This window comes from Paenibacillus medicaginis (assembly GCF_042138635.1).
Lineage (GTDB): Bacteria > Bacillota > Bacilli > Paenibacillales > Paenibacillaceae > Paenibacillus > Paenibacillus medicaginis.
In genome coordinates, this window is the sequence record NZ_JBHIRY010000006.1 from 35,946 (window position 1) to 61,528 (window position 25,583).

Annotated in this window: 24 protein-coding genes and 1 pseudogene; 18 read left to right on the forward strand and 7 right to left on the reverse strand. The window is 50.2% G+C overall.

The genetic code is table 11. The annotated features are described in order from the left end of the window. Positions 1-18: 18 nt before the first annotated feature. The 7 genes from ACE5LO_RS08310 (at position 19) to ACE5LO_RS08340 (ending at position 7,520) form a co-directional block, all read left to right on the forward strand. On the forward strand, positions 19-984 hold the full coding sequence (locus ACE5LO_RS08310) for a pectinesterase family protein (RefSeq protein ID WP_375519737.1): 966 nt from the start codon (positions 19-21) through the stop codon (positions 982-984). 3 nt (positions 985-987) lie between these two features. Next, complete coding sequence (locus ACE5LO_RS08315; RefSeq protein WP_375519565.1) at positions 988-1,434, forward strand: hypothetical protein; 447 nt, start codon at positions 988-990, stop codon at positions 1,432-1,434. A gap of 5 nt (positions 1,435-1,439) precedes the next feature. Further along, complete coding sequence (locus tag ACE5LO_RS08320) at positions 1,440-3,026, forward strand: glycoside hydrolase family 43 protein (RefSeq protein ID WP_375519738.1); 1,587 nt, start codon at positions 1,440-1,442, stop codon at positions 3,024-3,026. Between the two features lie 234 nt (positions 3,027-3,260). Then, positions 3,261-3,662, forward strand: coding sequence for a hypothetical protein (locus ACE5LO_RS08325; protein WP_375519566.1), 402 nt, complete (start codon positions 3,261-3,263; stop codon positions 3,660-3,662). A gap of 257 nt (positions 3,663-3,919) precedes the next feature. Beyond that, positions 3,920-4,672, forward strand: a complete 753-nt coding sequence (locus ACE5LO_RS08330) for a DeoR/GlpR family DNA-binding transcription regulator (RefSeq protein ID WP_375519567.1) — start codon at positions 3,920-3,922, stop codon at positions 4,670-4,672. Next, entirely contained in the window at positions 4,669-5,580 is a 912-nt protein-coding gene (pfkB, locus tag ACE5LO_RS08335; RefSeq protein ID WP_375519568.1) for a 1-phosphofructokinase, read from the forward strand. Before ACE5LO_RS08330 ends, pfkB begins: the two co-directional genes overlap by 4 nt. 23 nt (positions 5,581-5,603) lie before the next feature. After that, entirely contained in the window at positions 5,604-7,520 is a 1,917-nt protein-coding gene (locus tag ACE5LO_RS08340) for a PTS fructose transporter subunit IIABC (protein WP_375519569.1), read from the forward strand. Between the two features lie 170 nt (positions 7,521-7,690). On the opposite strand, the gene ACE5LO_RS08345 is transcribed toward ACE5LO_RS08340, so the two are convergent. The 3 genes from ACE5LO_RS08345 to ACE5LO_RS08355 form a co-directional block, all read right to left on the reverse strand. Beyond that, the gene (locus tag ACE5LO_RS08345; protein ID WP_375519570.1) at positions 7,691-8,878 is read right to left on the reverse strand and encodes an oxalate decarboxylase family bicupin; all 1,188 of its coding nucleotides are present in this window, start codon (positions 8,876-8,878) and stop codon (positions 7,691-7,693) included. A gap of 144 nt (positions 8,879-9,022) precedes the next feature. Then, a complete protein-coding gene (locus ACE5LO_RS08350) occupies positions 9,023-9,982 on the reverse strand; it encodes a bile acid:sodium symporter family protein (RefSeq protein ID WP_375519571.1) in 960 nt (319 codons plus the stop codon). Positions 9,983-10,105: 123 nt separating this feature from the next. After that, a complete protein-coding gene (locus tag ACE5LO_RS08355; RefSeq protein WP_375519572.1) occupies positions 10,106-10,948 on the reverse strand; it encodes a helix-turn-helix transcriptional regulator in 843 nt (280 codons plus the stop codon). Positions 10,949-11,177: 229 nt separating this feature from the next. Between ACE5LO_RS08355 and ACE5LO_RS08360 the strand changes: the two genes are divergently transcribed. From ACE5LO_RS08360 to ACE5LO_RS08370, 3 genes are read left to right on the forward strand one after another with little or no spacing between them, the layout of a single operon-like run. Then, a complete protein-coding gene (locus ACE5LO_RS08360) occupies positions 11,178-12,341 on the forward strand; it encodes a Gfo/Idh/MocA family protein (RefSeq protein ID WP_375519573.1) in 1,164 nt (387 codons plus the stop codon). Between the two features lie 50 nt (positions 12,342-12,391). Continuing rightward, on the forward strand, positions 12,392-13,240 hold the full coding sequence (locus ACE5LO_RS08365) for a sugar phosphate isomerase/epimerase family protein (protein ID WP_375519574.1): 849 nt from the start codon (positions 12,392-12,394) through the stop codon (positions 13,238-13,240). Positions 13,241-13,244: 4 nt separating this feature from the next. Next, on the forward strand, positions 13,245-13,415 hold the full coding sequence (locus tag ACE5LO_RS08370; RefSeq protein WP_375519575.1) for a hypothetical protein: 171 nt from the start codon (positions 13,245-13,247) through the stop codon (positions 13,413-13,415). A gap of 85 nt (positions 13,416-13,500) precedes the next feature. On the opposite strand, the gene ACE5LO_RS08375 is transcribed toward ACE5LO_RS08370, so the two are convergent. Further along, entirely contained in the window at positions 13,501-14,463 is a 963-nt protein-coding gene (locus tag ACE5LO_RS08375; RefSeq protein ID WP_375519576.1) for a cation diffusion facilitator family transporter, read from the reverse strand. A 407-nt stretch (positions 14,464-14,870) separates the two neighbouring features. On the opposite strand from ACE5LO_RS08375, the gene ACE5LO_RS08380 reads away from it, so the two are divergent. The 5 genes and pseudogenes from ACE5LO_RS08380 to ACE5LO_RS08400 all read left to right on the forward strand — a co-directional run bounded on the left by ACE5LO_RS08380 (position 14,871) and on the right by ACE5LO_RS08400 (position 21,044). Further along, complete coding sequence (locus tag ACE5LO_RS08380; RefSeq protein ID WP_375519577.1) at positions 14,871-16,235, forward strand: cytochrome ubiquinol oxidase subunit I; 1,365 nt, start codon at positions 14,871-14,873, stop codon at positions 16,233-16,235. Beyond that, positions 16,232-17,248, forward strand: a complete 1,017-nt coding sequence (locus tag ACE5LO_RS08385) for a cytochrome d ubiquinol oxidase subunit II (protein ID WP_375519578.1) — start codon at positions 16,232-16,234, stop codon at positions 17,246-17,248. The genes ACE5LO_RS08380 and ACE5LO_RS08385 overlap by 4 nt, the downstream gene beginning before the upstream one ends. 67 nt (positions 17,249-17,315) lie before the next feature. Continuing rightward, positions 17,316-19,145 (forward strand): thiol reductant ABC exporter subunit CydD, encoded by a 1,830-nt coding sequence (cydD, locus tag ACE5LO_RS08390; protein ID WP_375519579.1) that lies wholly within the window; start codon positions 17,316-17,318, stop codon positions 19,143-19,145. Further along, a pseudogene (gene cydC / locus ACE5LO_RS08395) lies at positions 19,142-20,861 on the forward strand (thiol reductant ABC exporter subunit CydC). The gene cydD and the pseudogene cydC overlap by 4 nt, the downstream one beginning before the upstream one ends. A 33-nt stretch (positions 20,862-20,894) precedes the next feature. Next, positions 20,895-21,044 carry a hypothetical protein gene (locus ACE5LO_RS08400; protein WP_375519580.1) on the forward strand — a complete coding sequence of 50 codons (150 nt, stop codon included), beginning with the start codon at positions 20,895-20,897 and terminating at the stop codon, positions 21,042-21,044. Positions 21,045-21,141: 97 nt separating this feature from the next. Here the strand turns inward: ACE5LO_RS08400 and ACE5LO_RS08405 are convergent, their stop codons facing one another. Next, on the reverse strand, positions 21,142-21,363 hold the full coding sequence (locus ACE5LO_RS08405) for a hypothetical protein (RefSeq protein WP_375519581.1): 222 nt from the start codon (positions 21,361-21,363) through the stop codon (positions 21,142-21,144). Positions 21,364-21,490: 127 nt separating this feature from the next. On the opposite strand from ACE5LO_RS08405, the gene ACE5LO_RS08410 reads away from it, so the two are divergent. Next, the gene (locus ACE5LO_RS08410; protein WP_375519582.1) at positions 21,491-21,955 is read left to right on the forward strand and encodes a hypothetical protein; all 465 of its coding nucleotides are present in this window, start codon (positions 21,491-21,493) and stop codon (positions 21,953-21,955) included. A gap of 228 nt (positions 21,956-22,183) precedes the next feature. Here the strand turns inward: ACE5LO_RS08410 and ACE5LO_RS08415 are convergent, their stop codons facing one another. Together ACE5LO_RS08415 and ACE5LO_RS08420 are read right to left on the reverse strand one after the other, a co-directional pair. Then, positions 22,184-23,578 carry a transcriptional regulator gene (locus tag ACE5LO_RS08415; RefSeq protein WP_375519583.1) on the reverse strand — a complete coding sequence of 465 codons (1,395 nt, stop codon included), beginning with the start codon at positions 23,576-23,578 and terminating at the stop codon, positions 22,184-22,186. A gap of 133 nt (positions 23,579-23,711) precedes the next feature. Continuing rightward, entirely contained in the window at positions 23,712-24,569 is an 858-nt protein-coding gene (locus ACE5LO_RS08420) for a LysR family transcriptional regulator (RefSeq protein WP_375519584.1), read from the reverse strand. A 216-nt stretch (positions 24,570-24,785) separates the two neighbouring features. Here ACE5LO_RS08420 and ACE5LO_RS08425 point away from each other — a divergent pair, with 216 nt between their 5' ends. After that, complete coding sequence (locus tag ACE5LO_RS08425) at positions 24,786-24,869, forward strand: putative holin-like toxin (RefSeq protein WP_355318476.1); 84 nt, start codon at positions 24,786-24,788, stop codon at positions 24,867-24,869. A gap of 321 nt (positions 24,870-25,190) precedes the next feature. Next, positions 25,191-25,274 (forward strand): putative holin-like toxin, encoded by an 84-nt coding sequence (locus ACE5LO_RS08430; RefSeq protein ID WP_375519739.1) that lies wholly within the window; start codon positions 25,191-25,193, stop codon positions 25,272-25,274. Positions 25,275-25,583: the final 309 nt, after the last annotated feature.

Here is a 25,583-nt window from a genome sequence, read left to right on the forward strand (position 1 = left end):
GAAGGGGACGTGCGCATGATGCTGGTAGGAAAAGAGCCCTTTTGTGATTACGCCACCATTCAGGCTGCCATCGATGCTTTGGAGCAGAACGATCCGCAGCAGCCGGAGACCCTGTATATTTTGCCGGGGGTTTATAAGGAGACGGTTCGCATTTACCGCTCATGGCTGCGTATAGTGGGCATCGGCCAGGTAGAGATCACCATGAACCGGTATGCCAAAGAGCTTGACGAGCAGGGCGAAGAAATCGGCACGTTTGCCACACCGACCTTGTTTCTGGGAGGACGCCGACTTGTGCTGGAGAATTTGACTGTCTCCAATACAGCCGGGCAAGGCGCGGAGATTGGGCAAGCGGTAGCCGTATATGCGCATTGCGATGAAACGGTGTTCCGGAGCTGTATCTTCAAGGGGCATCAGGACACCTTGTTTACCGGTCCGCTTCCGCCCAAGCCGAAAGAGCGGGCGAGCTTTGGCGGCATTCCGCTGCGCGAGCACCATGCACAGTATCGGCAGCTGTACCAGCACTGCCATATTGAAGGAACGGTGGATTTCATTTTTGGCGGGGCTACTGCTTTTTTCGAGACCTGTGAAATCCACAGTTTGCGGCATGTCATGGATCAGCCGGGGTACATTACGGCCGCATCCACGCCACGAGGGCAGCAGTATGGTTATGTGTTCAAAAACTGCTTCTTGACCGCCGAGCCGGGCGTTTCATCCGTTTTTCTTGGCCGTCCGTGGCGGGAGTATGCCAAAACTGTGTATGCTGGCTGCCGGATGGGTGGGCATATTGATTCCGCAGGTTGGGACAACTGGGACAATCCGGCGAACGAGGAAACAGTCGATTACCGTGAATATAACGCACGGGACGCGGCGGCGCTGCGCACGATTCGTGTACCATGGGCGGGGTGCCTGGCTGCGGGGGAGAAGGCATGGACGAAAGTCAAGGTTTTTGCCGGAACGGACTTTTGGCAGGAGGGAGGGAACTAGGCGATGACGTTACGAAAATGGGAAATCGGCCTATGCTGGCTTGCATCTGTACTGTCGACTGTGTTTGCTGGCGGATTTTCCATGGTGATTCTGCAGATGCCTTTGGGAACCTTCGAAACGACACTTTTTCCGCTTTTGCAGGATAATGACGGCGGCCTGATGCTGCAGGAAAGCTATGAGGGAATGCGTACATTGGGGGCCTGGTTCGGCATCACGGTCTTGGCTGTGTTGATCCTGGCGATTCTGGCCGGACTGTGCGGCGCCAGAAGCAGCCGCCTCATTGTGGCAACCATCTGTTATATGCTCGCAGGGTTATGCCTGCTCCTAGGTACCCAATATCTTGGCTTTCCGCTCGCGTTTTGTTATTTTGTGGCCGCAGCTCTATGTGTGATACGGAACAGACGACTGGTTATGGCAGATGAGGAAAAGGAGAACTCGGAAACCTTATGAACAAGATGATTGAGAACCCGATTTTGCGGGGCTTTAATCCCGATCCGTGCATCGTGCGGGCCGGGGAGATGTACTATATCGTCGTCTCTTCCTTCGAGTGGCTGCCCGGCGTGCGGGTGTATCAATCGCGGGATCTGGCGCGCTGGGAGCATTGCACTGATATTTTGACCGACCAGATTGACCTGCGGGGCAATCCGAAAAATTGCAGCATCTGGGCACCCCAGCTCAGCTATGAGGATGGGCTTTTTTACCTCGTATATACGGACGTAAAGAGCACCCGCCGCCCCTTCAAGGACGCTCACAATTTCCTGATTACCGCCCCTTCGATTGATGGCCCCTGGTCGGAGCCTGTATATCTGAACAGCAGCGGTTTCGATCCTTCCCTGTTCCATGATGAGGATGGCCGCAAATGGCTGGTGAATGCCCTGTGGGATTACCGGATCAAGGAAAGCAATAAATCGAGTGGAATCGTTATGCAGGAATATGACAGCGTGCAACAGCGTTTAATCGGCGAGCCTGTCAAAATTTTTGACGGCACATGGCTCAAGAAAACGGAAGCGCCCCATATCTACAGACAAAACGGCTATTACTACCTGATTACAGCCGAGGGAGGAACAGGCTCCGGGCATGCGGTCACGGTGGCAAGGTCACGGGAGTTGTCTGGCCCCTATGAAGTGGACCCCCGCAATCCGATGCTGACTTCGCGGGACAATCCGGAGCTGGAGCTGCAGTGTGCGGGACACGGCAGCCTTGTGCAGACTCCGGGCGGAGAATGGTACATGGCGCATCTGTGCACCCGGCCCATTGACGGAAAATATGCCATTTTGGGACGGGAGACTGCGCTGCAGCAGGTCTATTGGGACAGCGATGGCTGGCTGCGTCTGACGGCAGGCGGCAATACGCCGCAGCTGCACGTTGCATTGCCTGATGGCGGGCGCATGACTGCAGAAGCTGCACCGATACCGATACAAAACCGGGATTTCGAGGATGAATTCGACGGTACAGAACTGAAAAAAGCCTGGAATACATTGCGCATATTGGCGGATGAAAGCTGGTGCTCACTAGCCGCGCGTCCCGGCTACCTTAGAATTACAGCAGGTGAGTCGGTGCAAAGCCTTTTCCGGCATCACTTGCTCGCCATCCGGCAGACGGATAAACAGTTCCGTGCAGAAACAGTGCTGGAGTATGAACCCCAAAGTTATTTGCAAATGGCCGGACTTCTACTCTATTTGAATGATGAGAATTATCTGTATGCCTGTGTCAGCCAGGATGAAGCGCTGGGAAAAGTGCTCCGCATGATGAAATGTGAAGCGGATCAATTTACGCTGCTGACGGAAGCGGTGGCCATTGGCGAGCATGTGCCTGTTCATTTGGCTGTGGAGGTTAATGAGGTGGATGCGCAGTTTTATTACCGCACTGGAGCGGATGCGGATGTCGGCGACTGGAAGCCGCTCCTTGAGCAGCAGCGGATCAGCTTTCTGTCCGGAGGTTTTACTGGCAACTTCGTTGGCATTGGCGCTCACGATATGCAGCAGTTTGGGGGCAGCCATGCTGATTTTGCCAGCTTCCGTTATTTTGGCAAAGACGATTAACCCGCACCTTTTAGATTACAGCAGACAGGAAGAAGCGAGCGCCCGGGCAACCGGGCATTTTTTTGTATGTTTAATCTTAGGTAGAAAAAACGGGCATGGATTCTATGACTATTAAAATTACCGGGAGAAATATATTATGTTTTTCAAACAGATATTGCTCTTGGCTCCTTTTCATTCGACCTACAGATATATGGTAAAATAAATGTGCCATATTTATATAGAAGGAGTGAAACATTGAAAAAATTATTCGCAGTTGTACTTATTGCATCTATAGTTGTTGTTCTTATCATTTCATTCTCAATTTATCAAACTATGAAGCAGAAGATAGAGTATGAAGTCTTAAATATTGGTGAGCTTCCTGAACAATTTCAGAATGAAATCGCAAGGGATTCTGAAAGTAACGGCTTCTCTCTACACGATGATGAAAAATACACTTATATAGTATATAGAGCGAAACACACAGAATATGAGTATATTACTACTGACTTATCCGTACACAAGCAGAAAGGCGCATACATCATCACTTCGATAGTAGATTGGGCTGCTGATGGTAGCAAAATAGGTTACGAAAAAGCAATTAAGTTCGAGAAAGTTTCCAAAGATGATATAGTCCTAGAGGAACAAGACAAGCGGTAAAAACCTCGAACCACTATGGAGTGGCTCCCAAAAAAGACGGCATTCATTCTAAGCTTTGCGAATGAAATGTCGTCTTTTGCTGTGCCGCACTTGCGGGATGTAATCCTAAGTTTGTAAGCGAAACCAACAAGCTGGAAATTCAGTTCACGATTCTGTAAAATAACGCTGTTAACCTAAAATTACCTGAAGTTTTTTGAACGAAAATGATTGTTTTTTAACGATAATATGATAAGATAATTTCAGTTGGAGGAGTGACCATGCTGACAGAGGAAAGATTCAAACTGATTTTAGAGCGCTTACAAATTAACGGTGTTGTAAAACTGCAGGAGCTGGTTGAGGAATTGGGTGCTTCAGAATCAACGATCCGCCGTGATTTGATCGATCTTGAAGCCCGCCAGTTGCTCAAGCGGGTGCATGGGGGAGCGGCCTTGCTTAACCAGAAAAGCCAGGAGCCGGGCATGGATGAAAAAACGTTCAAAAACGTTCAACAAAAAAACGTCATCGCCCGTCTGGCCGCCGGGGAAATCCGGGATGGGGAATGTATTTATCTGGATGCGGGTACAACTACATTAGCGATGATTCCTCATATCGAGGCCAAGGACGTAACCGTGGTGACCAATGGATTGTCCCATGTCGAAGCACTGGTGAGCAAGCAGATTCGCAGTTATTTGCTGGGCGGCATGATGAAGATGCATACAAAAGCCGTCATCGGTAGCATTGCTCTCCAGAATCTGGACAATTTCCGGTTTGATAAATGCTTCATCGGCACGAACGGGGTGGACCCCGAAATGGGCTACACGACACCCGATCCGGAGGAAGCACTGATCAAGCGGCGTGCGCACGATCTGTCAGGCAAGACGTACGTGCTGGCGGATTCCAGTAAGATCGGCGAGGTGGCTTTTGCCAAACTATTTGAACTGAGGGCAGGTGTGCTGATAACGGAATCCGTGCCGGAGCACTGGCGGCGGGCGATTACACAGAAAACTGAAATCATAGAGGGAGAACCATGATATATACTGTGACGCTTAACCCTTCCATCGACTATATCGTGGAAGTTGAAGACGTAAAGCTGGGTGGCTTGAACCGAATGAAAAGGGATTTAAAGCTGCCTGGAGGCAAAGGCATTAACGTATCACGTGTACTGAAGCAGTTGGGTGCGGAGAATACGGCGATCGGCTTTCTCGGCGGTTTTACCGGCCGTTTTATTGAGGATAAGCTGCGCGAGGATTGCATTCAAACCGACTTTGTGACGGTCCAGGACGACACCCGCATCAACATCAAGCTTAAACACGGGGACGAGACAGAGATTAACGGACTTGGGCCGGATATCAGCCGGGAAGAAGCCGATGCGCTGCTGCGCAAGCTCTCTGAGCTGCACGAGGATGACATTGTCATCCTGTCCGGAAGCATACCGCCTTCGCTGGGCGGGGATTTTTACGAGCGGCTGATCGGCTCATGCCGGCAGGCGGGGGCGGAATTTGTGATTGATACGACAGGCGAAGCACTGATGAAAGCGCTTGTTCACAAACCGCTGCTCGTCAAGCCAAATCATCATGAACTGGCAGAGTTGTTCGACGTCGATCTTCACACACGTGAGGAGATCACCACTTACGGCCGCAAGTTGCTGGAGGCAGGTGCCCGGAACGTGCTGATCTCCATGGCTGGTGAAGGGGCGCTGCTTATTACAGCGGATAAGGTATATCACGCAACCGCGCCCAAGGGGACGGTGAAGAACTCTGTCGGAGCAGGCGATTCCATGATCGCGGGCTTCGTCGGGACCTATGTGCTGAACAGCGATCCGCTGGAGGCTTTCCGCACAGGAGTCGCTTCCGGCAGTGCGACGGCTTTTTCCGACGATCTGGCCGAGCGCTCGCTGATCGAGCAGCTGCAGCCGCAGGTGCAAATTTCAGAATGTTAAGAAAAAAATTGGGGGAGCCAAAAATGAGAATTACAGATCTGATGATTAAAGAAACGATGATCATGGATATGCAGGCGACGACCAAGGAGGCCGCCATCGACGAATTGATCGCCAGCCTTGCTGCCAGCGGACGGATTAACGATCCTGTCCTGTTCAAAGAAATGATCCTGAAGCGCGAAGGGGAATCGAGCACAGGAATCGGCAACGGCATTGCCATGCCGCATGCCAAAACGAAAGCGGTTAACGAACCAACCATCGTATTCGCCAAAAGCAGTAAAGGTGTGCAATACGAATCATTGGACGGCCAGCCTGCAAACATATTTTTTATGATCGCGGCTCCGGAAGGAGCGGGCAACACACATCTTCGCACACTCGCGGCCTTATCCAGGCTGTTAATTGATAACGATTTCATAGACCAGTTGATGAATACACGCACGCCGGATGAAGTGACAGCTCTGTTTGATGCCAGACAGGCGAAAGAGGCGGGGAAAAAAGACAGCAAGCAAACATCGTCCTCCCAGCCGACACCTGCCGAGGTAACGAAAGCGGCTTCTGAAAACGGTGACTTTGTTGTCGCGGTAACCGCATGTCCGACCGGCATTGCCCACACCTTTATGGCGGAGGATGCTTTGCTGAAAAAAGCCGCAGAGATGGGTGTGCAAATCCGGGTGGAGACAAACGGTTCGGAGGGAGCGCAAAACGTGCTGACTCCGGAAGAAATCCGGCGCGCGAAAGGAGTCATCGTCGCTGCGGATAAAAAGGTGGACATGGACCGCTTTGACGGCAAACCAGTGCTACAAAGACCGGTCAGCGACGGCATCCGCAAACCGCAGGAGCTGATTTCGAAAGCGTTAAAAGGTGATGCTCCGATCTACCGCAGTGAAGGCGGCAGCACCACGGGTGAGAAGCAAACGGAAAAAGGCAGCATTGGCAGTAAAATATACAAGGACCTGATGAACGGGATTTCCCACATGCTGCCTTTCGTTGTCGGCGGGGGAATTCTGCTGGCCCTCTCCTTCCTGTTTGAGCAGATCGGGGGCGCAGACAACCCGCTGTTCAAGCTGCTGATGGCGCTTGGTGGCGGTGACGGGGCCTTCCACTTCCTGATTCCGGTTCTGGCCGGTTTTATCGCGGTCAGCATTGGAGACCGTCCGGCGCTGATGCCGGGTATGGTGGGCGGACTCATGGCCGTGAATTCTAACGCCGGCTTCCTTGGCGGACTAGCGGCAGGTTTCCTGGCCGGTTATGTAGTCATCGGGCTGCGTAAAGCTTTTGCCGGTCTACCGAAGACGCTGGAAGGCTTGAAGCCAATCCTTCTATATCCTGTATTTGGCCTGTTGATTGCCGGTACGGTCATGTATTACATTTTCGACCCGATTTTCGGCACGATCAACGCCTGGATGGTAGGAGCCCTGAACAACCTGGGCACAGGCAACGCGGTTCTGCTCGGTCTTGTCCTGGGTGGCATGATGGCGATCGATATGGGCGGACCATTCAACAAAGCGGCATATACCTTTGCCATCGGCGTATTTACGTCTAGCGGCAATACGAACGGAGAGATGATGGCGGCAGTTATGGCAGGCGGCATGGTGCCTCCACTGGCGATCGCCCTGGCTACCACGTTCTTCAAGAACAAATTTACACAGCAGGAGCAAAAATCCGGTCTGACCAACTATGTGCTTGGCCTGTCCTTCATTACGGAGGGTGCAATTCCTTTTGCGGCGGCTGATCCGCTGCGTGTGCTCACCTCCTGTATTCTGGGCTCGGCGATTGCTGGCGGCCTGACACAGCTCTGGGCCATTAACATCCCTGCACCGCACGGCGGCATATTCGTAGCGGCGCTTGCCAACCATGCCCTGCTCTTCCTGCTGGCCGTTGCCATTGGCGCAGTCGTATCCGGGCTTATACTGGGTTTGTGGAAAAAAAGAATTGAAGCGTAAGCAGATTCTGTAGTGAGCATAAAAATCCCCTCCATAACATGTAGTGCCTTGGGAGCACAGTTGTTATGGTGGGGATTTTTCTCGCTAACGGTTCCTAACATAGAAAGCTGCCGGCCTATACGCCAGATGAATGCGCGTATGAGCGGCAGCTTTTTTGATTTGGTCCAACGTTACTTCTTATGGGCAGCAGCATATTTTACAACAGGCCATTTTACCTTGCGCAGGGAATCAAGCAGTTCTTCCTCCGCATTCAGATTGGACTTGACCAGTTCGCGCGGGGTAAGCGCCATCCATTGGTTCAGCGATACATCCTCAAACCGGTCGCTTTTGAACATTTCCAGGAACCACAACGTTTCAGTCCCGGTATTTTGAATATAGTGGCCAAAGGCAAAAGGGACGTAACCGACATCCCCGGCTCTGTAATCAAAGGTGCGGGCTCTTCCGTTGGCTGCGAAAACGGTCATGCGCGCTTCCCCGGTCAGGTAGTACTGCCATTCATCCTGATTGGGATGCCAATGCATTTCTCTCATAGCGCCCGGATGGACTTCGACCAGAGCGGCGGCGACGGTTTTGGATACAGGAAAATTTCTGGAGTCTGCAATGCGCACGCTTCCCCCGGGAGTTCTGAACGGTGGCTGCGCCAGCAGGCGATGGGTGAGGCTTAAAGGAACCGTACCATAAGGGGATTGAACCTGCTGGCTCTCCATGGGACCGGGCACCTTATCCTGATAGATATAGACCTGATCGTGAGGAATGGTGTCAAAAGCTTGTTCAGGAACGCCAAAATTGGCGGACAGAACCTCCTTGGGTGTATGCGCAAACCAGTCGGAGATGGACAATGTGTTTAAATCCGAGAAATTTCCGTCATCAAAAACAAGCAAAAACTCGCACCCTGAGGCCAATCCCTGGATGGAGTGCGGCAGACCGGGCGGGAAATACCAGAGATCTCCTGCACCTACGTCCCCTATAAAGTTCCTTCCATTCTGATCGACCGACGTGATGCGGGCGCTCCCCAGAATGATATAAGCCCATTCAGCCTGCTGATGCCAGTGAAGCTCGCGCACCCCTCCCGGGGTCAGGTACATATTTACACCCGCCAGCGTTGTGGCGATCGGCAGTTCGCGGGCCGTGATCTCTCTGGACCATCCCCCATGGCTGAGTTTCATACTTGTGTCTGAGAATGAAAATTTCAGATTCGGCAGCAGACCGTTATCGGTAGTTGGGGGAATCAGCAGGTCGGGATTTTGTCTGTCTGTCAAAACATTGCGCGGACCGTAATCCGGTCCGCCCGCACCATCTTCGCGGATTGGCTGCGGCACATTATATTGTTTGTTATTGCGCTCATGCTCGTTTCCCATGTGATCCAAGCTCCTTCCAAATACATGATTCGCCGGAGAACCCAATTCTACAAACAACATATGAAGGAGCTGCTTTTTTTATGTGGGGAACAGGCCTAATCAAAAATGTTTTGAGAGAACAATTCTATGTGGATTGCATTGCCGCTATTGAACCTGCTTCCGGTACATGAAGCGCAAGACCTGCGCATAGCTGGATGCCAGAATTTGCTGAAAAAGTGATCCAAGAATGACGGGCAGCACAACGGCAGGAGCAAAATAGGTCATGGCCAGCACCGTCCCTGCACTGATATTGCGCATGCCGCAGTTAAAGGTCATCGCCACGGCGATGCCGCGGTCCCATTTGCAGAGTCGGGCTGTCAGCAGCCCGAAGAGATATCCGGAAGCCGCTACCAGCAAAATGACAAGCGCGATCTGAACCAGCTTCCAATCAAAATCCATCATATAAGGCGCGACCACCGAGCCGTTGATGGAGATGACGGCAACCAGTCCGATTTTGCTGAAAGGCGCGAGCAGGGGGCCAAGCTCATTCTTGATCCGTCCCTTCGTCAGGTGGTTCAGCAGCATGCCCAGCAATGACGGGAGAACGACCATCCACAGCAGCCCTCCCATCATGCCTAGCGTATCGATCTGCACATTGGCACCGACCACAATCTTCAGGGTGTAAGGCACAATAAATGGTGACAGGAAGGTATCAATGAGGATGAGCGACAGGGTCACGGCAATGTTGCCCTTGAACATGGACACCCACATGAAGCTGATGATTCCGGTCGGAATCGTAAAAGCGAGCAGAATGCCCGTGATCGTATACATATCCGCAGGAAAGAAAAGCGACCCTGCGGCCCAGCCGACCAGGGGCATCCATACATGAAGCAGCAGCAGGGATACGAGCAGGGGCAGCGGGCGGGCCAGCACCCTTTTCAGATCGTCAAAGCTGGAGCCCAGACTGCCGGCAAACGTCATAAAAGCGAATATCCACGGAACAAGCCCGGTATAAGGACTCAGCCAGCGCGCCAGCAGGATACCAAGCACGAGACTGCCGGGTGCGATCAACGGGGTCCATTTTTCCATAACCGTATTGATGCGGATCATATGAGTTCTTATCAAGGAATCGTCTCTCCAATCTGCTTTGAAAACGTGAACGTTCGAACGACAGCTATTAATAGTATAATACACCCAATTAATAGAAAGAGGAACATTCCGCTCCAAAGGGATCCATCGCTCGCTGGTCTAGGAATGAACCGAATCGTTGGTGGCTGCCCGGTAGACCTTCGGGGAGACGCCTGCCTGCTGCTTGAATTTTCTGGAGAAATAGGCCAGTTCCATCCCCATATGCTCCGCGATGTCGCTAATGCTCCAATCCGAGAAAGAGAGCAGACGCCTGGCCTCTTCCATCCTTTTCTCCAGCACATATCTCATCGGGGTCACGCCCATATATTTTTTGAAGTAGGCGATAAAATAATTGGGATGCAGATGCATGATCTCCGCAAGCTGCTCTACCTCCATCTGCTCATGCAAATGGCTGTTGATATACTGCAGCACACCGGCCAAGCTGCCGTGCTCCGCCGGCAGGACGAATTCATGGATAAAGTCGGTATGCCCTTCCTCTTCAAAACAGCAGGCCAGGATGGAGAGCACGGACGCTTTCATTCTCAGTACGGAGTACACGCTGGGCCGGTTGAATTGCGTGATCGTGTCGGCGAACAGGGAGCGGACGGCTGCAGGATCGGCAACATCGGTGATGAAAAGCCGGTTCGCGGCGTGAAACAACGGCCATTCCCCGATACGTGCGTCAAAATGAATAAAATAGCGGTCATACGGATTGTGAACGGACGTCTCGGTCATCTGCCGGGTAAAGGCGGGCATCAGCATGACCTGATTGGCTCTTGGATAGTAGGGAACATCGTTGATCATCACCTTCCCTTCACCGCTGGCGATAAAGTAAAGCCTGTTGAACGAGGGCTTTTCTTCCGAACGGTTCCAGCCAGTGTAAGTGCTGCGCTGCTGAGCATGGGAGACGCTTACCGTCAGACCGTCGAGCAGGCCGCAGTAGAACGGATTGGAGTCGTTCACTGCGATTTCACCTCCTGATTTACAACGAGTTTATGAAGCAAGGCTTACAATACTGAAAAACATGTTTGTTTTGATAGCGCTATCATTAATTATAGCAGATTTATCAGATTCATCTTAGGATCGTGCAAAAACTTCTTAGTTGCGGTCATGTTCGCGGCTTTGTCCTCAGGCTACACTTTAGGAGGACGGCGAAACGGATATGGGTCATGGAAAGGGAGGCAGGCACGAAATGGAAAAGGTGCGATTTGGCATCATCGGCATCGGCAATATGGGAACAACGCATGCCGTCAGTTTGAGTCAGCACATTCAAGGGGCGGAGCTGACGGCAGTGTGTGATGCGAACCCCGAGCGCCTTCGCTGGGCGGAGCAGCATTTGCCTGAGACTGTGCGCAGGTTCAGCGATGTGGAAGAATTTTTGGCTTCAGGAGCTATGGATGCGGTATTCATCGCCACGCCGCATTATGATCATCCGCCGCTTGCAGTGCAAGCCTTCAGGCACGGCTATCACGTGCTGGTGGAGAAGCCTGCCGGTGTGTACACAAAGGCGGTGCGCGAAATGAACGAGGCTGCCGCCGCAGCCGGCAGGGTGTTCGGCATCATGTACAACCAGCGCACCAATCCGCTGTATCAGAAGCTGCGGGATTTGGTGCTGTCGGGGGAGCTTGGCGAGGTGCGCAGAATGAACTGGATCATAACGAATTGGTACCGCTCTCAGAGCTATTATGATTCAGGAGGCTGGAGAGCGACCTGGGCCGGAGAAGGGGGCGGCGTGCTTCTGAACCAGGACCCGCACCAGCTCGATTTGTGGCAGTGGACGACAGGTTTGATGCCGGTACGCATCAGGGCTTTCTGCCAATTCGGCAAGTACCGCAATATTGAAGTAGAGGACGATGTTACGGCTTATGCGGAATATGAGAATGGGGCCACAGGTGTTTTTATTACGACCACAGGTGAAGCGCCGGGCACGAACCGCTTCGAGGTGACAGGGGATCGCGGTAAAATTGTGGCCGAGGACGGCAAGCTGACCTTCTGGAGGCTGCGGACGCCGGAGTCCGAATTTAACGCAAGCTACAGAGGGGGCTTCGGCAGTCCGGAGTGCTGGAAATGCGACATTCCTTTGAGCGGCGGGGAAGGAAGCCAGCACAGAGGCATTTTGCAAAATTTCACCAATGCTGTTCTTCATGGAGAGAAGCTGCTTGCGCCGGGTGAGGAAGGTATTCTCGGACTGACATTGTCCAATGCCATGCATCTCTCTACCTGGGTTGACAACTGGGTCAGCCTTCCTCTGGATGAGCAGCTGTATGCGGATATGCTGGATGAGCGAATCCGCAGTTCTTCCTTCCGCAAAGACGGAGAATCCAGTGTCGTTCTGGATGTATCGGGTTCACACTAAGCGCACGAACCGGCAATGATTCCATGTTCTTAATGATAGGAGTGACGGATATGAAGCTTTCCGTATTTACGGTAGCCACACCTGACCTGACACCGGAGCAGTTGGCGGATGCTGCCAAGGAAGCCGGGCTGGACGGGGTGGAATGGAGGTACAGGGAGGTTCCCGCGGATGCGGCGGACGAGCAGCCCTCGTATTGGCGCAATAACCGCTGCTCTATCGATCCGCGGCTGATGAGCGAGGAATTGCTGAAGCTCAGGGAGGTTACGGCATCCAGAGGACTTAAGGTGGTGGGTCTGATGCCTTATTTGCAGGTGGGGAACCTGGAAGCGGCGGAGCAGGCATTTCATGCGGCAAGCCAATTAGGGGCAGATATGATCCGTGTCGGTGTCGCCGGATATGACGGAACTGTACCTTATCCCCGGCTGTATGAGGAAACGGTACAGTATCTGAAGGAGGCTGAAGTGCTGGCCAAACGCTATGGCATCAAGGGGCTGGTAGAAACCCATCACAGAACGATCGCACCCAGCGCATCTCTGGCCTACCGTCTCGTCAGCGGCTGCAATCCCGATTATATCGGGGTCCTCTATGATCCAGGCAACATGGTGTACGAAGGATATGAGCCGTTCCAAATGGGGATGGAGCTGCTCGGTCCTTATCTGGCGCATGTTCATATCAAGAACGCGGCCTGGAAGCAGGAAGGGCGGAGAAAGGACGGCACTGCACGCTGGTCGGCAGGCTGGTCATCGCTGGAAGAGGGAATGATCGATTATGCAGAGGTGCTGCAAGGCCTGAAAGCTGTTCATTATGAAGGCTATCTCGGTATCGAGGATTTCAGCGGCCAGTATGAATCCCGGCAGCTCCTGAAAGCGTTTGCCGATTTTGTACGGGAGAGGATGTGAGCGAGTGGATGAAAGCAGACAGGATGGCATGAATTATGCACCGTACGGAAAATGCCATGATTTTTACACACATATTCGAGAAGAGAAGAAGTTCTGGCTGGACGGTGACACAGGCATCAAATCGTTCAGATTGTTCAAGCAAATTTACGAAGCCTCCCGTACCGCTCGTGTTTAAAAGGGGGCGGTCGTGGCGGAATTGGCAGACGATTTAAAAAGCGACGGTTCAATGAACCGTCGCTTTTTTCCGCTTCCGTATTTAATCAATGTTGATGATGGGCATGCGCTCCGGGCGCATCGGCCTTGGCGGTACATAAAATCGAGCTATCGTGGGCATGCTGTTCGGATTCGACTTGTAACGTCACGTGCCGGATTTCTTTGTGTTCCAGCATGTGTTCGACTTCTTTGAGAATCGCCTCGGCTTCATAGATCGTCTTGTCGCCGCCGACGACAATATGTGCTGTAAGAGCGTTCATGCTGCTTGTAATGGACCAAATGTGCACATCATGGACTCCCTTAACGCCCTTCACCTTTCGAATTGAATCGACAATCTCGTTCAAATCGATATTATTCGGCGCCCCTTCCATCAAGACGTGCAAGGACGATTTTGTGACAAAGTAACCGCTGCGCAAAACAAGTGCCGCGACAATGACGCTTGCAAGCGGGTCTGCCCAGCCCCAGCCAAAGAACATCATCAACAGAGCTGCGGCAATGGCGCCGACGGACCCCAGCATATCGCTGAGCACGTGCAAATAGGCGCCGCGCATATTCAGGTTATTTTTTGTATCGCTTCCCCTCATCATGAGCCATGCAACAAATACATTAATCAGCAATCCGATCGTACTGATAATTAACATGCCTAGCGTAGCCACTTCCGGCGGGTTCGTGAAACGTTCAATCGCTTCATAGAAAATATAGATGGAAATCCCGATTAATGTGATGCCGTTAAGAGCCGCGGCTAAAATTTCAAATCGTCTGTAACCGTACGTTTTCCCTGTGTTAACGGCTTTTGCTCCAAACTTGAATGCGAGCAATGCAATGCCTAAAGCGATGGAATCGGACAACATATGACCTGCATCGGAAAGCAGGGCCAAGCTGTTGGTAACCACGCCCCCAACTGCTTCGATAATCATGTACGCTGTGATAATAATGAATGATATTAAGAGTACTTTTTTATTGCTGGTATGAACATGGTTGTGCCCATGATCGTGATTATGTCCGGACATCCGGTATCATCTCCTTTTACAAATTGAATGGCTTGATCATGCTGCTTTCTTAAAAATCAATACATGAGCAATTATTCATATGTTTTTGTTGACCTTATTATATTCGTTCCCAATTACGCGTGTCAACCATAATTCTCATTTTGGACTTGGTGACTATTTTGCTCAGAAATACCTTTTATTATCCGGTCTTTACCACACATCGGGAAACAGATCAATGACTCGAAGGGGTGGTTTTCTTTGTTTTTCACCGAGTTGTCAGAAAGATTTGATTCTTTTTTGAACTGAGCTCCTTTCGTGATTAATTTGAGACATAGCGTCGTTATAATAAATTTTAAGTATCGGGCAGGTTTCGACCGGATTCAATCCCGATGATTGAAATATCAGTGATTGAAAGGAGACAGTCTGGCGTGGTGATAGATACTGTGCTGTGGAGCAAATGGCTGACAGGGATGACCTTGGCGTTTCATGCCATTTTTGCCACGATTGGTGTCGGTGTTCCGTTCATGATTGCCATTGCCGAATTTGTCGGCATACGCAAGAAGGATCCTCATTACATACTCATGGCCAAAAGATGGACGAGAGGATTTGTCATTTCCGTGGCCGTAGGCGTGGTGACCGGAACGGCGATTGGCCTGCAGCTTTCGCTTGTGTGGCCGAACTTTATGCAATTGGCGGGGAATGTGATCGCACTCCCGTTATTTATGGAGGTTTTTGCCTTCTTTTTTGAAGCTATTTTCCTGGGGATTTATTTGTACACATGGGACCGGTTTCGCAATCCGTATATTCATTGGCTGCTGACGATTCCGATTGTCGTTGGGGCAGGCATGTCCGCTGTTTTTATTACGACAGTGAACGGATTTATGAATCAGCCCGGAGGTTTTGTCATGGAAGCGGGCCAATTTACGGCAGTCAATCCGCTGCAAGCGATGTTGAATACGGCGACGCCCTCCAAAGTCTTTCACGTCGTAACCTCAGCCTATTTGACGGGGGCTGCCCTGCTGGCCGGGATTGCGGCCTACACGATGCTGAGAAAAGGGCCATCGGCGTATCACAAGAAAGCATTGAAGCTCATGATGGCGGTTGTGCTGGTGTTCAGCGTGCTGACAACCCTGGCCGGGGATGTGTCGGCCAAGTTTTTGGCAGAGCATCAGCCGGAGAAGCTGGCGGCGGCGGAATGGCATTTTGAAACGGAGAGCGGTGCGGATTTGATTTTATTGGGCTGGCTGAATGCGGAGCAGAAGGTTATGGGAGCCATTCATATTCCGAAAGCGCTCAGCTTCCTGGCCTTTGGCGATTTTAATGCCGAGGTAACGGGGCTGGAGGAGTTTCCCCTTGATGAACGCCCGCCGCTGCTTGTGCACTATTTGTTTGATTTCATGGCTGGGATCGGTTTTGTTATGTTGGCCGTTGCGCTGTTGTATTTTCTGTTTTTGTTCTGGAAGAAACGCAGTGAGCTTAACAAATGGCTGCTTCGGGGCATTGTTTTTAGCACGTTGCTATCGTTTCTGGGCGTTGAACTGGGCTGGTTTTATGCGGAGATTGGGCGGCAGCCGTGGATTATCCGCGGATATATGCGCGTAGAGGAAGCGGCCACTTCGTCACCGAGTGTGAGGATTCTCTTTTTCCTCTTCCTGCTTTTGTATATTGTACTGGGGAGCATGTGTGTCATTGTGCTGAGGCGCTTGTTCCGTAATAAACCGGCAGAAGCCGAGCTGGAAAAGCTTGTGAAAGAAAAGCATGTTCAATCCATGGAAAAGGGTGAGCCGGTATGATCAGTTACGAGTTGATTGGCATCTCCGTGCTCTGGCTGTTTTTGTACGGTTATTTAATTGTGGCCTCCATTGATTACGGCGCCGGCTTTTTTGCCTTTTATGCCCGTCTGACGAAGCGGGATCATCTGATCAATCGTTTGATATCCCGCTACTTATCGCCAGTCTGGGAGATTACCAATGTGTTTTTTGTTTTTTTCTTCGTTGGCATCGTCGGTTTTTTCCCTGACACGGCTTATTATTACGGCTCTGCGCTGCTTGTGCCGGGAAGCATTGCCATTATTCTGCTGGCTATTCGCGGCTCCTTTTATGCATTTGAAAATTACGGCTCCAAGGAAAACATCGTGTACCTGTTTTTATATGGGGCAACGGGTTTGCTCATTCCGGCTTCTTTGTCGGTGGCACTGTCGCTTTCCGAGGGCGGATTTATTGTGGAGAAAGGCGGAGCTGTTTCTCTGGAATATGGGTCGCTGATATCAAGCCCGCTGTCGTGGAGCATCGTTGCATTGGCCATCGTATCGGTGCTGTTCATTAGCGGCTCGTTCCTGGCCTTCTACGCTTCCCGGGCGGACGATCAGTCCGCGTTGAAGCTGATGCGGACCTATGCCCTGTTTTGGAGCACGCCCACGATTATTGCCGCACTTACGGCATTTATTTATCTCAGCCAGCACAATGAGCGCCATTTTCAGAACATGATGGATTTATGGTGGCTGCTGGCGCTTTCTGTCGGTTTTTTCATCATAGCCCTGTGGCTGCTGTACAGCGGACGCCGCTACGGACTGGCTTTTATATGTGTCATGCTGCAGTTTTTCTGTGCCTTTTTTGCGTACGGGATCGGGCAATATCCTTATATTCTGGATCCGTACATTACCATTCAAAGCGGGGCCACGCAGGAGTCGATGGGCATTGCGCTGGTGGTGGCCTTTATCGGCGGCCTGTGCCTGCTGGTACCGTCCCTTATTCTGGTCTTCAAGTTATTCTTGTTTGATGCGGATTATGTAAAAGGTAAGAAATGAGCCAGTGTATGCATGACTGCATGTTGGGAGTACCTTACAGGCGTATGTATAAAGGAGGGAAGTCTGCGTGAAAAGGAAAACCAGTCTTATATCTGAGCTTATGTCCGCACAAAGGAAACGTCTTGTACTCCTGGGCGGTCTGTCGCTTGCGCTTGGCGCAGCCATTGCAGGCCAGAGCGTGCTGCTCGCTGAAGCGGTCGAGCGGATTTTTGTGCAGCAGATCTCCTTTGCGTCGGTTGTTGTCATCCTTGGATCATTGCTGGCTGTCATGGTTGCGCGAACACTGCTGTCGTATGGAAACGGGCGCATCGGCTTGCACATGGCTGCCAGTGCCAAGACGGAGATGCGGGCAAAGGTGCTGCGTAAGCTTGCCAATGCTTCCGTTCCTTCGGCGCTGCACGGGCAAACCGGGGGCAAGGTGAGTGTGGCGCTGGATGCCGTGGATGAGGCGGACAGTTATTTCAGCCAGTACATGCCGCGTATGCTGGAAGCCGCCGTCATTCCGATCCTGATCTTGATCGTTGTTTTCACACTGCATATGAATTCCGGCTTCATTATGCTGGTTACCGCCCCTTTTATCCCGATATTTATGGTGCTTGTGGGGCTGAAAACGAAGAACAAATCGGAGGAGAAATTTGCGCAGCTGGCCGAGTTTTCCGGTACGTTCCTCGACTCGCTTCAAGGGCTGGTTTCGCTCAAGCTGTATGGCCGGGCCCATCATCAGCAGCAGGAAATTGAGCGCAGCAGCCTTGGTTATCGGGATGCGACGATGGGCATTTTGCGGATTGCCTTTACTAACACCTTCATGCTGGAATCGATCGTGATGCTCAGCATTGGCATTGTTGCGCTTGAGTTGGCGCTGCAACTGCTGGTGTTCAAATCGCTTTCCTTCCATACCGCCTTTCTGATTCTGCTGCTGGTGCCTGAGTTTTACAGCCTGTTAAAAAACACGGGAACTGCCTTTCACAGCGGCCGCACCAGCATGGGCGCAGTCCGTAAAGTGGAAGAAATGCTTGTGGAAACAGGGGAAGAGAGAGCAGCAACGGATAGCGGAGAGGCTGGCGGGAAAATGGGCGGAACAGATGAGACCGGCAGGGGGAAGAAGGAGGACAAGGAGGTCAAGTCTGGGACTGCCCACTTGGATTTGATCCGGATGCCGCCATCCATCGAGCTGAGGGATGTCCGCTTTCAGTATGCGCCGGATTCGTTCGAGCTTGCAGCCGGTTCCCTGTCGTTTGGACCTGGGGAGCAAATCGCCATTGTCGGAAAAAGCGGGTCAGGCAAAACAACCTTGCTGCACCTCATTGCCGGGCTGCTGAAGCCGACAGCGGGAGAAGTGCTGGTGAACGGACGCCCGCTTGCGCAATACGATGAGGTTTCATGGTTTGAACACGTCAGCTACATTACCCAGCATCCGTATATTTTTGCCGGCACGTTTGCCGACAATATAACGCTTGGCGCGGACCGGGACGTCTCCAGGGCGGAAATCGTGCAGGCGGCGGAGGCCGCCGGGCTTGCTGCCGTTGCCGCCGAATTGGAGCAGGGTTATGACACCTTTGTCGGTGAAGGGGGCAGGGGATTGTCAGGCGGTGAGAAGCAAAGGCTTGCGCTGGCGCGTGCTTTTTTGAAGAAGCCTGCCGTCATTTTGTTTGATGAACCCACGGTGGGATTGGATTTGCACACTGAACGCGTTTTGCAGCAGTCCATTGCCGAGCTTGCGAGCAAGGCAACCATGATTACCGTAGCTCACCGCTTGTACACGATCCGGCATGCTGACAGGATCTTGTTTATGGACAACGGTGTGCTGCTGGACTGCGGGCGTCATGATGAGCTGCTTGCCCGTCTGCCCCAATATGCCGAGATGGTGGATGTTCAGCGCAAAGGAGGACTCGCATGAATGAACTGGCTATATTAACAAAGGCGATAATTCAGGAACGGAAGGATATCGCCATGGCAATCATCGGCGGATTTATTGCCGGTATAGCGGGTGTATGCCTCTTTGCCGCAAGCGGTTATATGATCTCCCAGACGGTGTTTGCCCCGCCGCTCTACACCTTGATTGTGCTGACATCCCTGGTAAAAATACTTGGACTGCTGCGGGCGGCAAGCCGCTACGGCGAACGCTTGTATTCCCACCGGGCGACGTTCTCTATACTCAGCCGTTTGCGCACATCCTTTTTTGCCAAGCTTGTGCCTCTGACACCTGGGATATTGGGCAAAAATCGGAGCGGGGAGCTACTCGCGCGGATCGTCGGGGATGTGGAAAGCTTGCAGCATTATTTTATACGTGTCGCCTATCCCCCTGTCGTTGTCATTATGGTGTTTTTGGCTACAGTTTTGTTTACTTCGGCCTTTTCGTTCTGGATGGCCTGTTTGTTTGTGCTGGGGATGCTGGCTACGGCTTTTGTGGTTTCCGGGGTTTGTTCTGCTTGGGCAGAGAAGGATACATGGCCGTGTCCGCCAGCAGCGAGCGGCGTTTTCCACTGAAGTGACCGAATTGCTATACGGGTTCCGCGATTTAAAAGTATACGGGCAATTGAAAAAACGGGAGCAGCAGCTGCAGCATGCTTCCGCCACGCTGGCGGACGAACAGCAGGCAGCAGCCCGGCACTTGCTGCGCGGGCAATCGCTGCATACTTTTGTGACATACCTCATTTCCTGGGGTGTATTGGTCCTTGGTGCCTATTTGATCATGCACGGCTCGCTTGCCGGCGTGTTTCTCGCCATGCTGGTGATGGCTTCGCTCACGGTGTTTGAAGAAGCTGCGGCAATGGCTACGCTGCCCGCTTATAAGCAGGATAGCGAGCATGCGGCAAAGCGGCTTGCGGAAACGGTTCATGCCACGGATAAGCAGTCGCCGCAGCCAAGCGGTGTTCTTTCAGATAAGCAGGCCGTTTCGATTGATCTGTGCGGCGTTACGTTTCAATATGAAGATGAGTGGCGCCCGGCGCTGAAGGACATTGCTCTTCATATTCCGGCGGGTTCCAAAACCGCCATTGTTGGGCCGAGCGGATCAGGTAAAACAACCATTATCGAATTGCTACTCAAGCTGCGCACACCGACAGAAGGCCAGATTCGTTTAAATGGAGTTTCGGCCCAGGAACTGGATGAAGCGAGCATATGGCAAGCGTCCAATGTTGTGCTGCAGCACAGCCATTTCTTTCGGGGGACTATTCGGGATAACCTGCTGCTGAATGAGGAACATGCTTCCGACGAAGAGTTGTCGGCTATGCTGGATAAAGTGCAGCTACAGAATAAATCGCTGGACGATACAGTGTATGAAAAAGGGGAGAATTTCTCGGAGGGGGAGAAGCAGCGTCTGGCCTTGGCCCGGGCGATGCTTCGGAAAGGACGGTTATGGCTTCTGGACGAACCGACCTCTTCACTGGATTACGTAACAGAGCAGCGCGTTTTCCAGAACCTGCTGACTCAGGCGGCTGACGATACGCTTCTGCTGATTTGCCATCGGCTGACCGGCCTGGAAGGGATGGACCGGATATTGGTCATGGACCAGGGAAGAGTCATTGAAGCGGGCACGTATGCTGAGCTGATGGAGCAAAAGGGATATTTTTATGAAATGAAGCAAATCGAGCTGCAAATGATCGGCGATTAACATTTAGCTTTTTGTAAGGAGAGACTGGTACAAATGGAATCCGATGAACGAGTTCATCAGCGCCACAATACGTCCTATCGTTTCCTGTTGTCCAGTAAAAAGCTCTTTGTCGAGTTGCTTTGCTCCTTTGTTCTTCAAGATTTCAAGCGCAAGGAAGCTGATCTGGAGAACCACATTCCCTGAAGATGAATGATAGTTATTTCTTTTGAGATCAATTTGAATTTAGAATTGATATATTGAAGGACTCCATCGGTATATAGCCAGTAGGAGTCCTTATGTTTTATTTTTCATCACTTCTCGTAAAAAATTTCCCAATCAATACATATATGAATAATGCAATAATTACTGCTAGACCATAGTCGATAACGAACTTAATAAGATTTTCAAATGTGAAAAAACTGGTTTCTGTGTTGTATTGAAAAAAATCTAGCCTTCCGTAAGTTAGATTTCCAATGATGTTACCAATGAGCAACGCAACGATAAATCTCCAAATGTTTTTCATCAAATCCCCTCCTTGTTAGCAAATTAAAATTAAGGGTTGTCATAACCTCTCCTAGAGTTTACCATAAAAGGTGTTGATATCACATCATTGGCAATTACATAGAAAAAAACAATGAGGAGATGAAGTGATGAAAAAAGTTTGGATTAACTCACTTATGGCCGCAACGTTACTATCAGGTGTGATTGCGGTACCTGCCTCAATGTATGCATCGCCTTCTGCAGACTTAATTAGTGCTAAGGAATCTCTAAGTGAATCTGATTTAAAAGATATTGAAGGTATCGCCGAATATTTCAATTTGACTGAGCAGGAAAAAAATGAATTCATTAAAACTTTAGAAAATAAAGAAGATTCTGGTGAGTTTCATACACAGGGGAAACTGAGTTGGGCAGTAAAAGCTTTAAAAGCAGGATTTGATAAGCTCCCTGCCCCAGTGAAAGCATTTATTGGGGTAGAAGGTTTCTTGCAAATACTTGGTGTAGTTGATAACTTCACCGGAGCTGTTGAAGATGCAATTTATGCAGGTGCTTTGCAAGTGACAGGTGATGAAGATGCTGCTTGGTGGGTTACTAAAGCACTGATGTTGCTTTTATAGAAAGTTAAAAAGCTCTACCAGCGAATAGCTGACAGAGCTTTTTTGGTTATCTCAAAAGGTTAAGCTGTTGAAACGCCATTACCTGTATTTGTCTGAAGGACGATGTGAAAAATAATTAATGAAATCAACGGTTTGCCCACCGATCTTTGTCGGAATGGTCTAGATTATCCACCTCCGTGGATTGATGTCAACTGAATCATAAAGTTCGAAGTCACTAATAATATTAAATTAGTTACGAACAGCAGAGAAATTATTTTCTTCATGTTTTCCTCCCATTTCCACTAAGTTATGATATTCTAGCTTTGTTTCGACTAATGCAAACTTTCGGAAACGTTCAAATAGTCGAATAAACCGAAGCACAGTGCTTTCATCATTAATTATAGTAGATTTTTTCAGGCCGTCTAACAAATGATGAAATCCCTTTTCGTAACTGCCTCTAGATAAATAATATTGCGCCAGCTCAGATAGTAGACCAACATGTTGATCGGCAGTATTTTGATCGTTATATATTTCGTTTCCTTTTTGTTCATGGAGATTGATTATTACAGCACCAAATTTTGTGAGAATATGATCTACATCAACACCAAATCGATTGGCCACCATCATGACATTCCATAAGCCACGAATGGTTTCAATTTCTCTCGATTCAATGTAGTTCACATATTCTGAAAGCAATTTTGTGTCACCTGACATTAACTTAGCTAAAAAAATATTAGCTCTGGCCCACTCCTGAAATAGACCTTTCCAGTGAAGAGTTTCTTCATCCGTCTCCTTCACCCATTCTAAATCTGCATATTTATAGGCCATTTCCCATGCCATCTCATAGTTACCCTGATCGTGGAAAAAACCACCAATTAACAGATAGCTATATGCAACATAAAAAAATAGGGGTCTTAATGGATTTTTTTGATTTACTGCTAGTTCCTTATTAGATGAATGTGATAACGAGTATTGGATTTTCGCTATATGCCGCAACTTAACAGCAGTTGTGTAAACCTTCTCCCATCGGTGTAATGAGCGATATGTATTCGCCAAATCCTTCAGTGCATCCAGTTGTTCAATCTCATGAAGTCGATCAGCGAAAGGCTCAAACTGTATGGCTGCCTGATAATTCTGCTCAAGATCCTTTCCCTGTCTGATGAGAAATAATCTGTACTGACAAAAAGCTAACCGCTCTGAATGCTGATTTTTCTCGCTTAAAGCTATGCTCTCGTAAAGAATTGCTGCTGCAGTATGTTTGCCCTGGCCAAAAAAATCTTCCGCTACCTCAAGCAGAGAAGACAAATATAACAGGTTATCCATCAACAAATTTACAGCCTGCTTGATGCACTCCAGCTTATTCAACTCGGTGCAGCGGTATAAGAAAGGTTTGATTCTGCGCCAATTCGGGGCAATTTCATTCAGATACTCTTGCATGTACTGCTCGTAAAAATGCCCATGAGGTAGATTCATTGTTGCCGTAATCCGGTCCAACTGATCCACAGCAAGCACCCTCTTATTGTTCAAGATGGAACTCACCGTACCTGCATTCATCCCGGACCGTTTCCCGAATTGATTGATGTTTAAACCATTCTTCTGTAAAAATTGTTCCAGCTCTCCGAGAATCGTGGTTGTATTGTTCAAACGAACCACCTCTAATATTTTTTGATAATATATTACAAATATAACCATTATTTGAACGAAGGTCAATAGATACATTCCGACGGGTTCTTCAATAAGGAGATTGCTGTCCGCCATTTACTGAAATAGCAGTACCTCACCGCTGTCTAATAAATTCTATAAACTCCGTGGCCGCTGCCGGAAGGTAGCGGTCTTTTCGCCATTTCAGGCCAATCTCCCATTCCCAGCCTTCCTCGGCAATCGGAATCCAGACAAGTCCCTCCAGCTCCAGTCCTGGGGTCTGCGGAAGGATCGAAACACCCAGACCAGCTTTGATGAAGCCGGCTACAGTAACCAGATCTTCGGCATCGTAGGTGGTAGCCAGATGGAAACCGGTGTTATCGAAACATGTGGAAATAGTGGCTCTTAAGGCACAGTTATTCTTGAGGCCCACAAAGGGCTCGCCGGACAGCTTCGTAAGACTGAGTGGGGACGACTGCCGTGCAAAGGCATGCTGAGCGGAAACGACGATATACAAAGGCACCTTGAGGATCGTCAGCCATTCATGCTTCATGATTGCAGATTCCTTGGAGGTAATCATCAGGTCGGAGCTTCCATTCTCAAAATGCTCGTCCACATCGCCAAGGCTGCCCTGAAATAATTCAAACCGGACCTTCGGATGCTCCTGCTTATACTCCATAACAAGGTTTGGGATCAGATCCACTCCAAGAATATTCAGATAAGAAATGGAGACTACACCGGTATCCGGGTCAGACCATTCTCTGATTTCCTGAATTCCACTCTCAATACTCCGCAGAGCTTCTTCCACCCGCTTGGCGAACTGCACCCCATAACGGTTGAGCCGGATATTACGTCCGTCCCGGTCAAACAGCGGCAGCCCCAATTCATCCTCCAGCTTGGAAATGGCATGGCTCAAGGTCGGCTGGGTCAGGTTAAGCGCCTTGGAGGCATTGGTCATGTGCTGAAGCTTGGCCACGGTAATGAAGTATTCCAATTGAGTGAGTTCCAAAGAGAATCTATGTTGCAGGCTCAAAGTCTACATAAAGGCAAACGTGAAGGCAGACGCGAAGGTTAAACAAAACACCAAATAACTACACAAATAAATAGCCCCGGGACTGACTGCCCGGGGCTTATTTGTGGTATAATCTGGCTTGTACACCATATCAGCTAACAGGGCGGCAGCCAAATCTCCCGGAAGGGAGGTGAGGCTATGACAGTATTTGAAGCATTATACTTGATGCTTGCATTCGGCATGTTTGTAATTGCCATGCTGTCTTTCAATAAGCGGAAATGAGCCGCCCTGTGGTTAGGATGACGGCTCATTTCCATGTGAGTGTGTTATTACTGGCTGCCCGCTCTTTTAGCGGTGGTTGTACAGGGGACCGGTTGCCGCCGGTCCCTTTTTCTATTCTTATGTTACCACAATGAAATTATACAATTCAACGGATTGCTGTGTAATTATATATATTTCTATGGATATAATTAGTTAGTTTATAACTACATAAATAAATAGCCTCGGACTCACAGCTCGGGGCTTATTTGTGGTATAATCTGGCTTGTACACCATATCAGCTAACAGGGCGGCAGCCAAATCTCCCGGAAGGGAGGTGAGGCTATGACAGTGTTTGAAGCATTATACTTGATGCTTGCATTCGGCATGTTTGTAATTGCCGTGCTGTCTTTCGATAAACGGAAATGAGCCGCCCTGGCAAGGTAAACGGCTCATTTCTTTTGAGTTCTTTCCATGGCTGACCGCTCTTTTAGCGGTGGTTGTACAAGGGGATCGGTTGCAGCCGGTCCCTTTTTCTATTCTTATGTTACCACAATGAAATTATACAATTCAATGGATTGCTGCGTGATTCTAAATAATTCTCTGGATATGGTTAGTGTATAACTACATAAATAAATAGCCCCGGGACTGACTGCCCGGGGCTTATTTGTGGTATAATCTGGCTTGTACACCATATCAGCTAACAGGGCGGCAGCCAAATCTCCCGGAAGGGAGGTG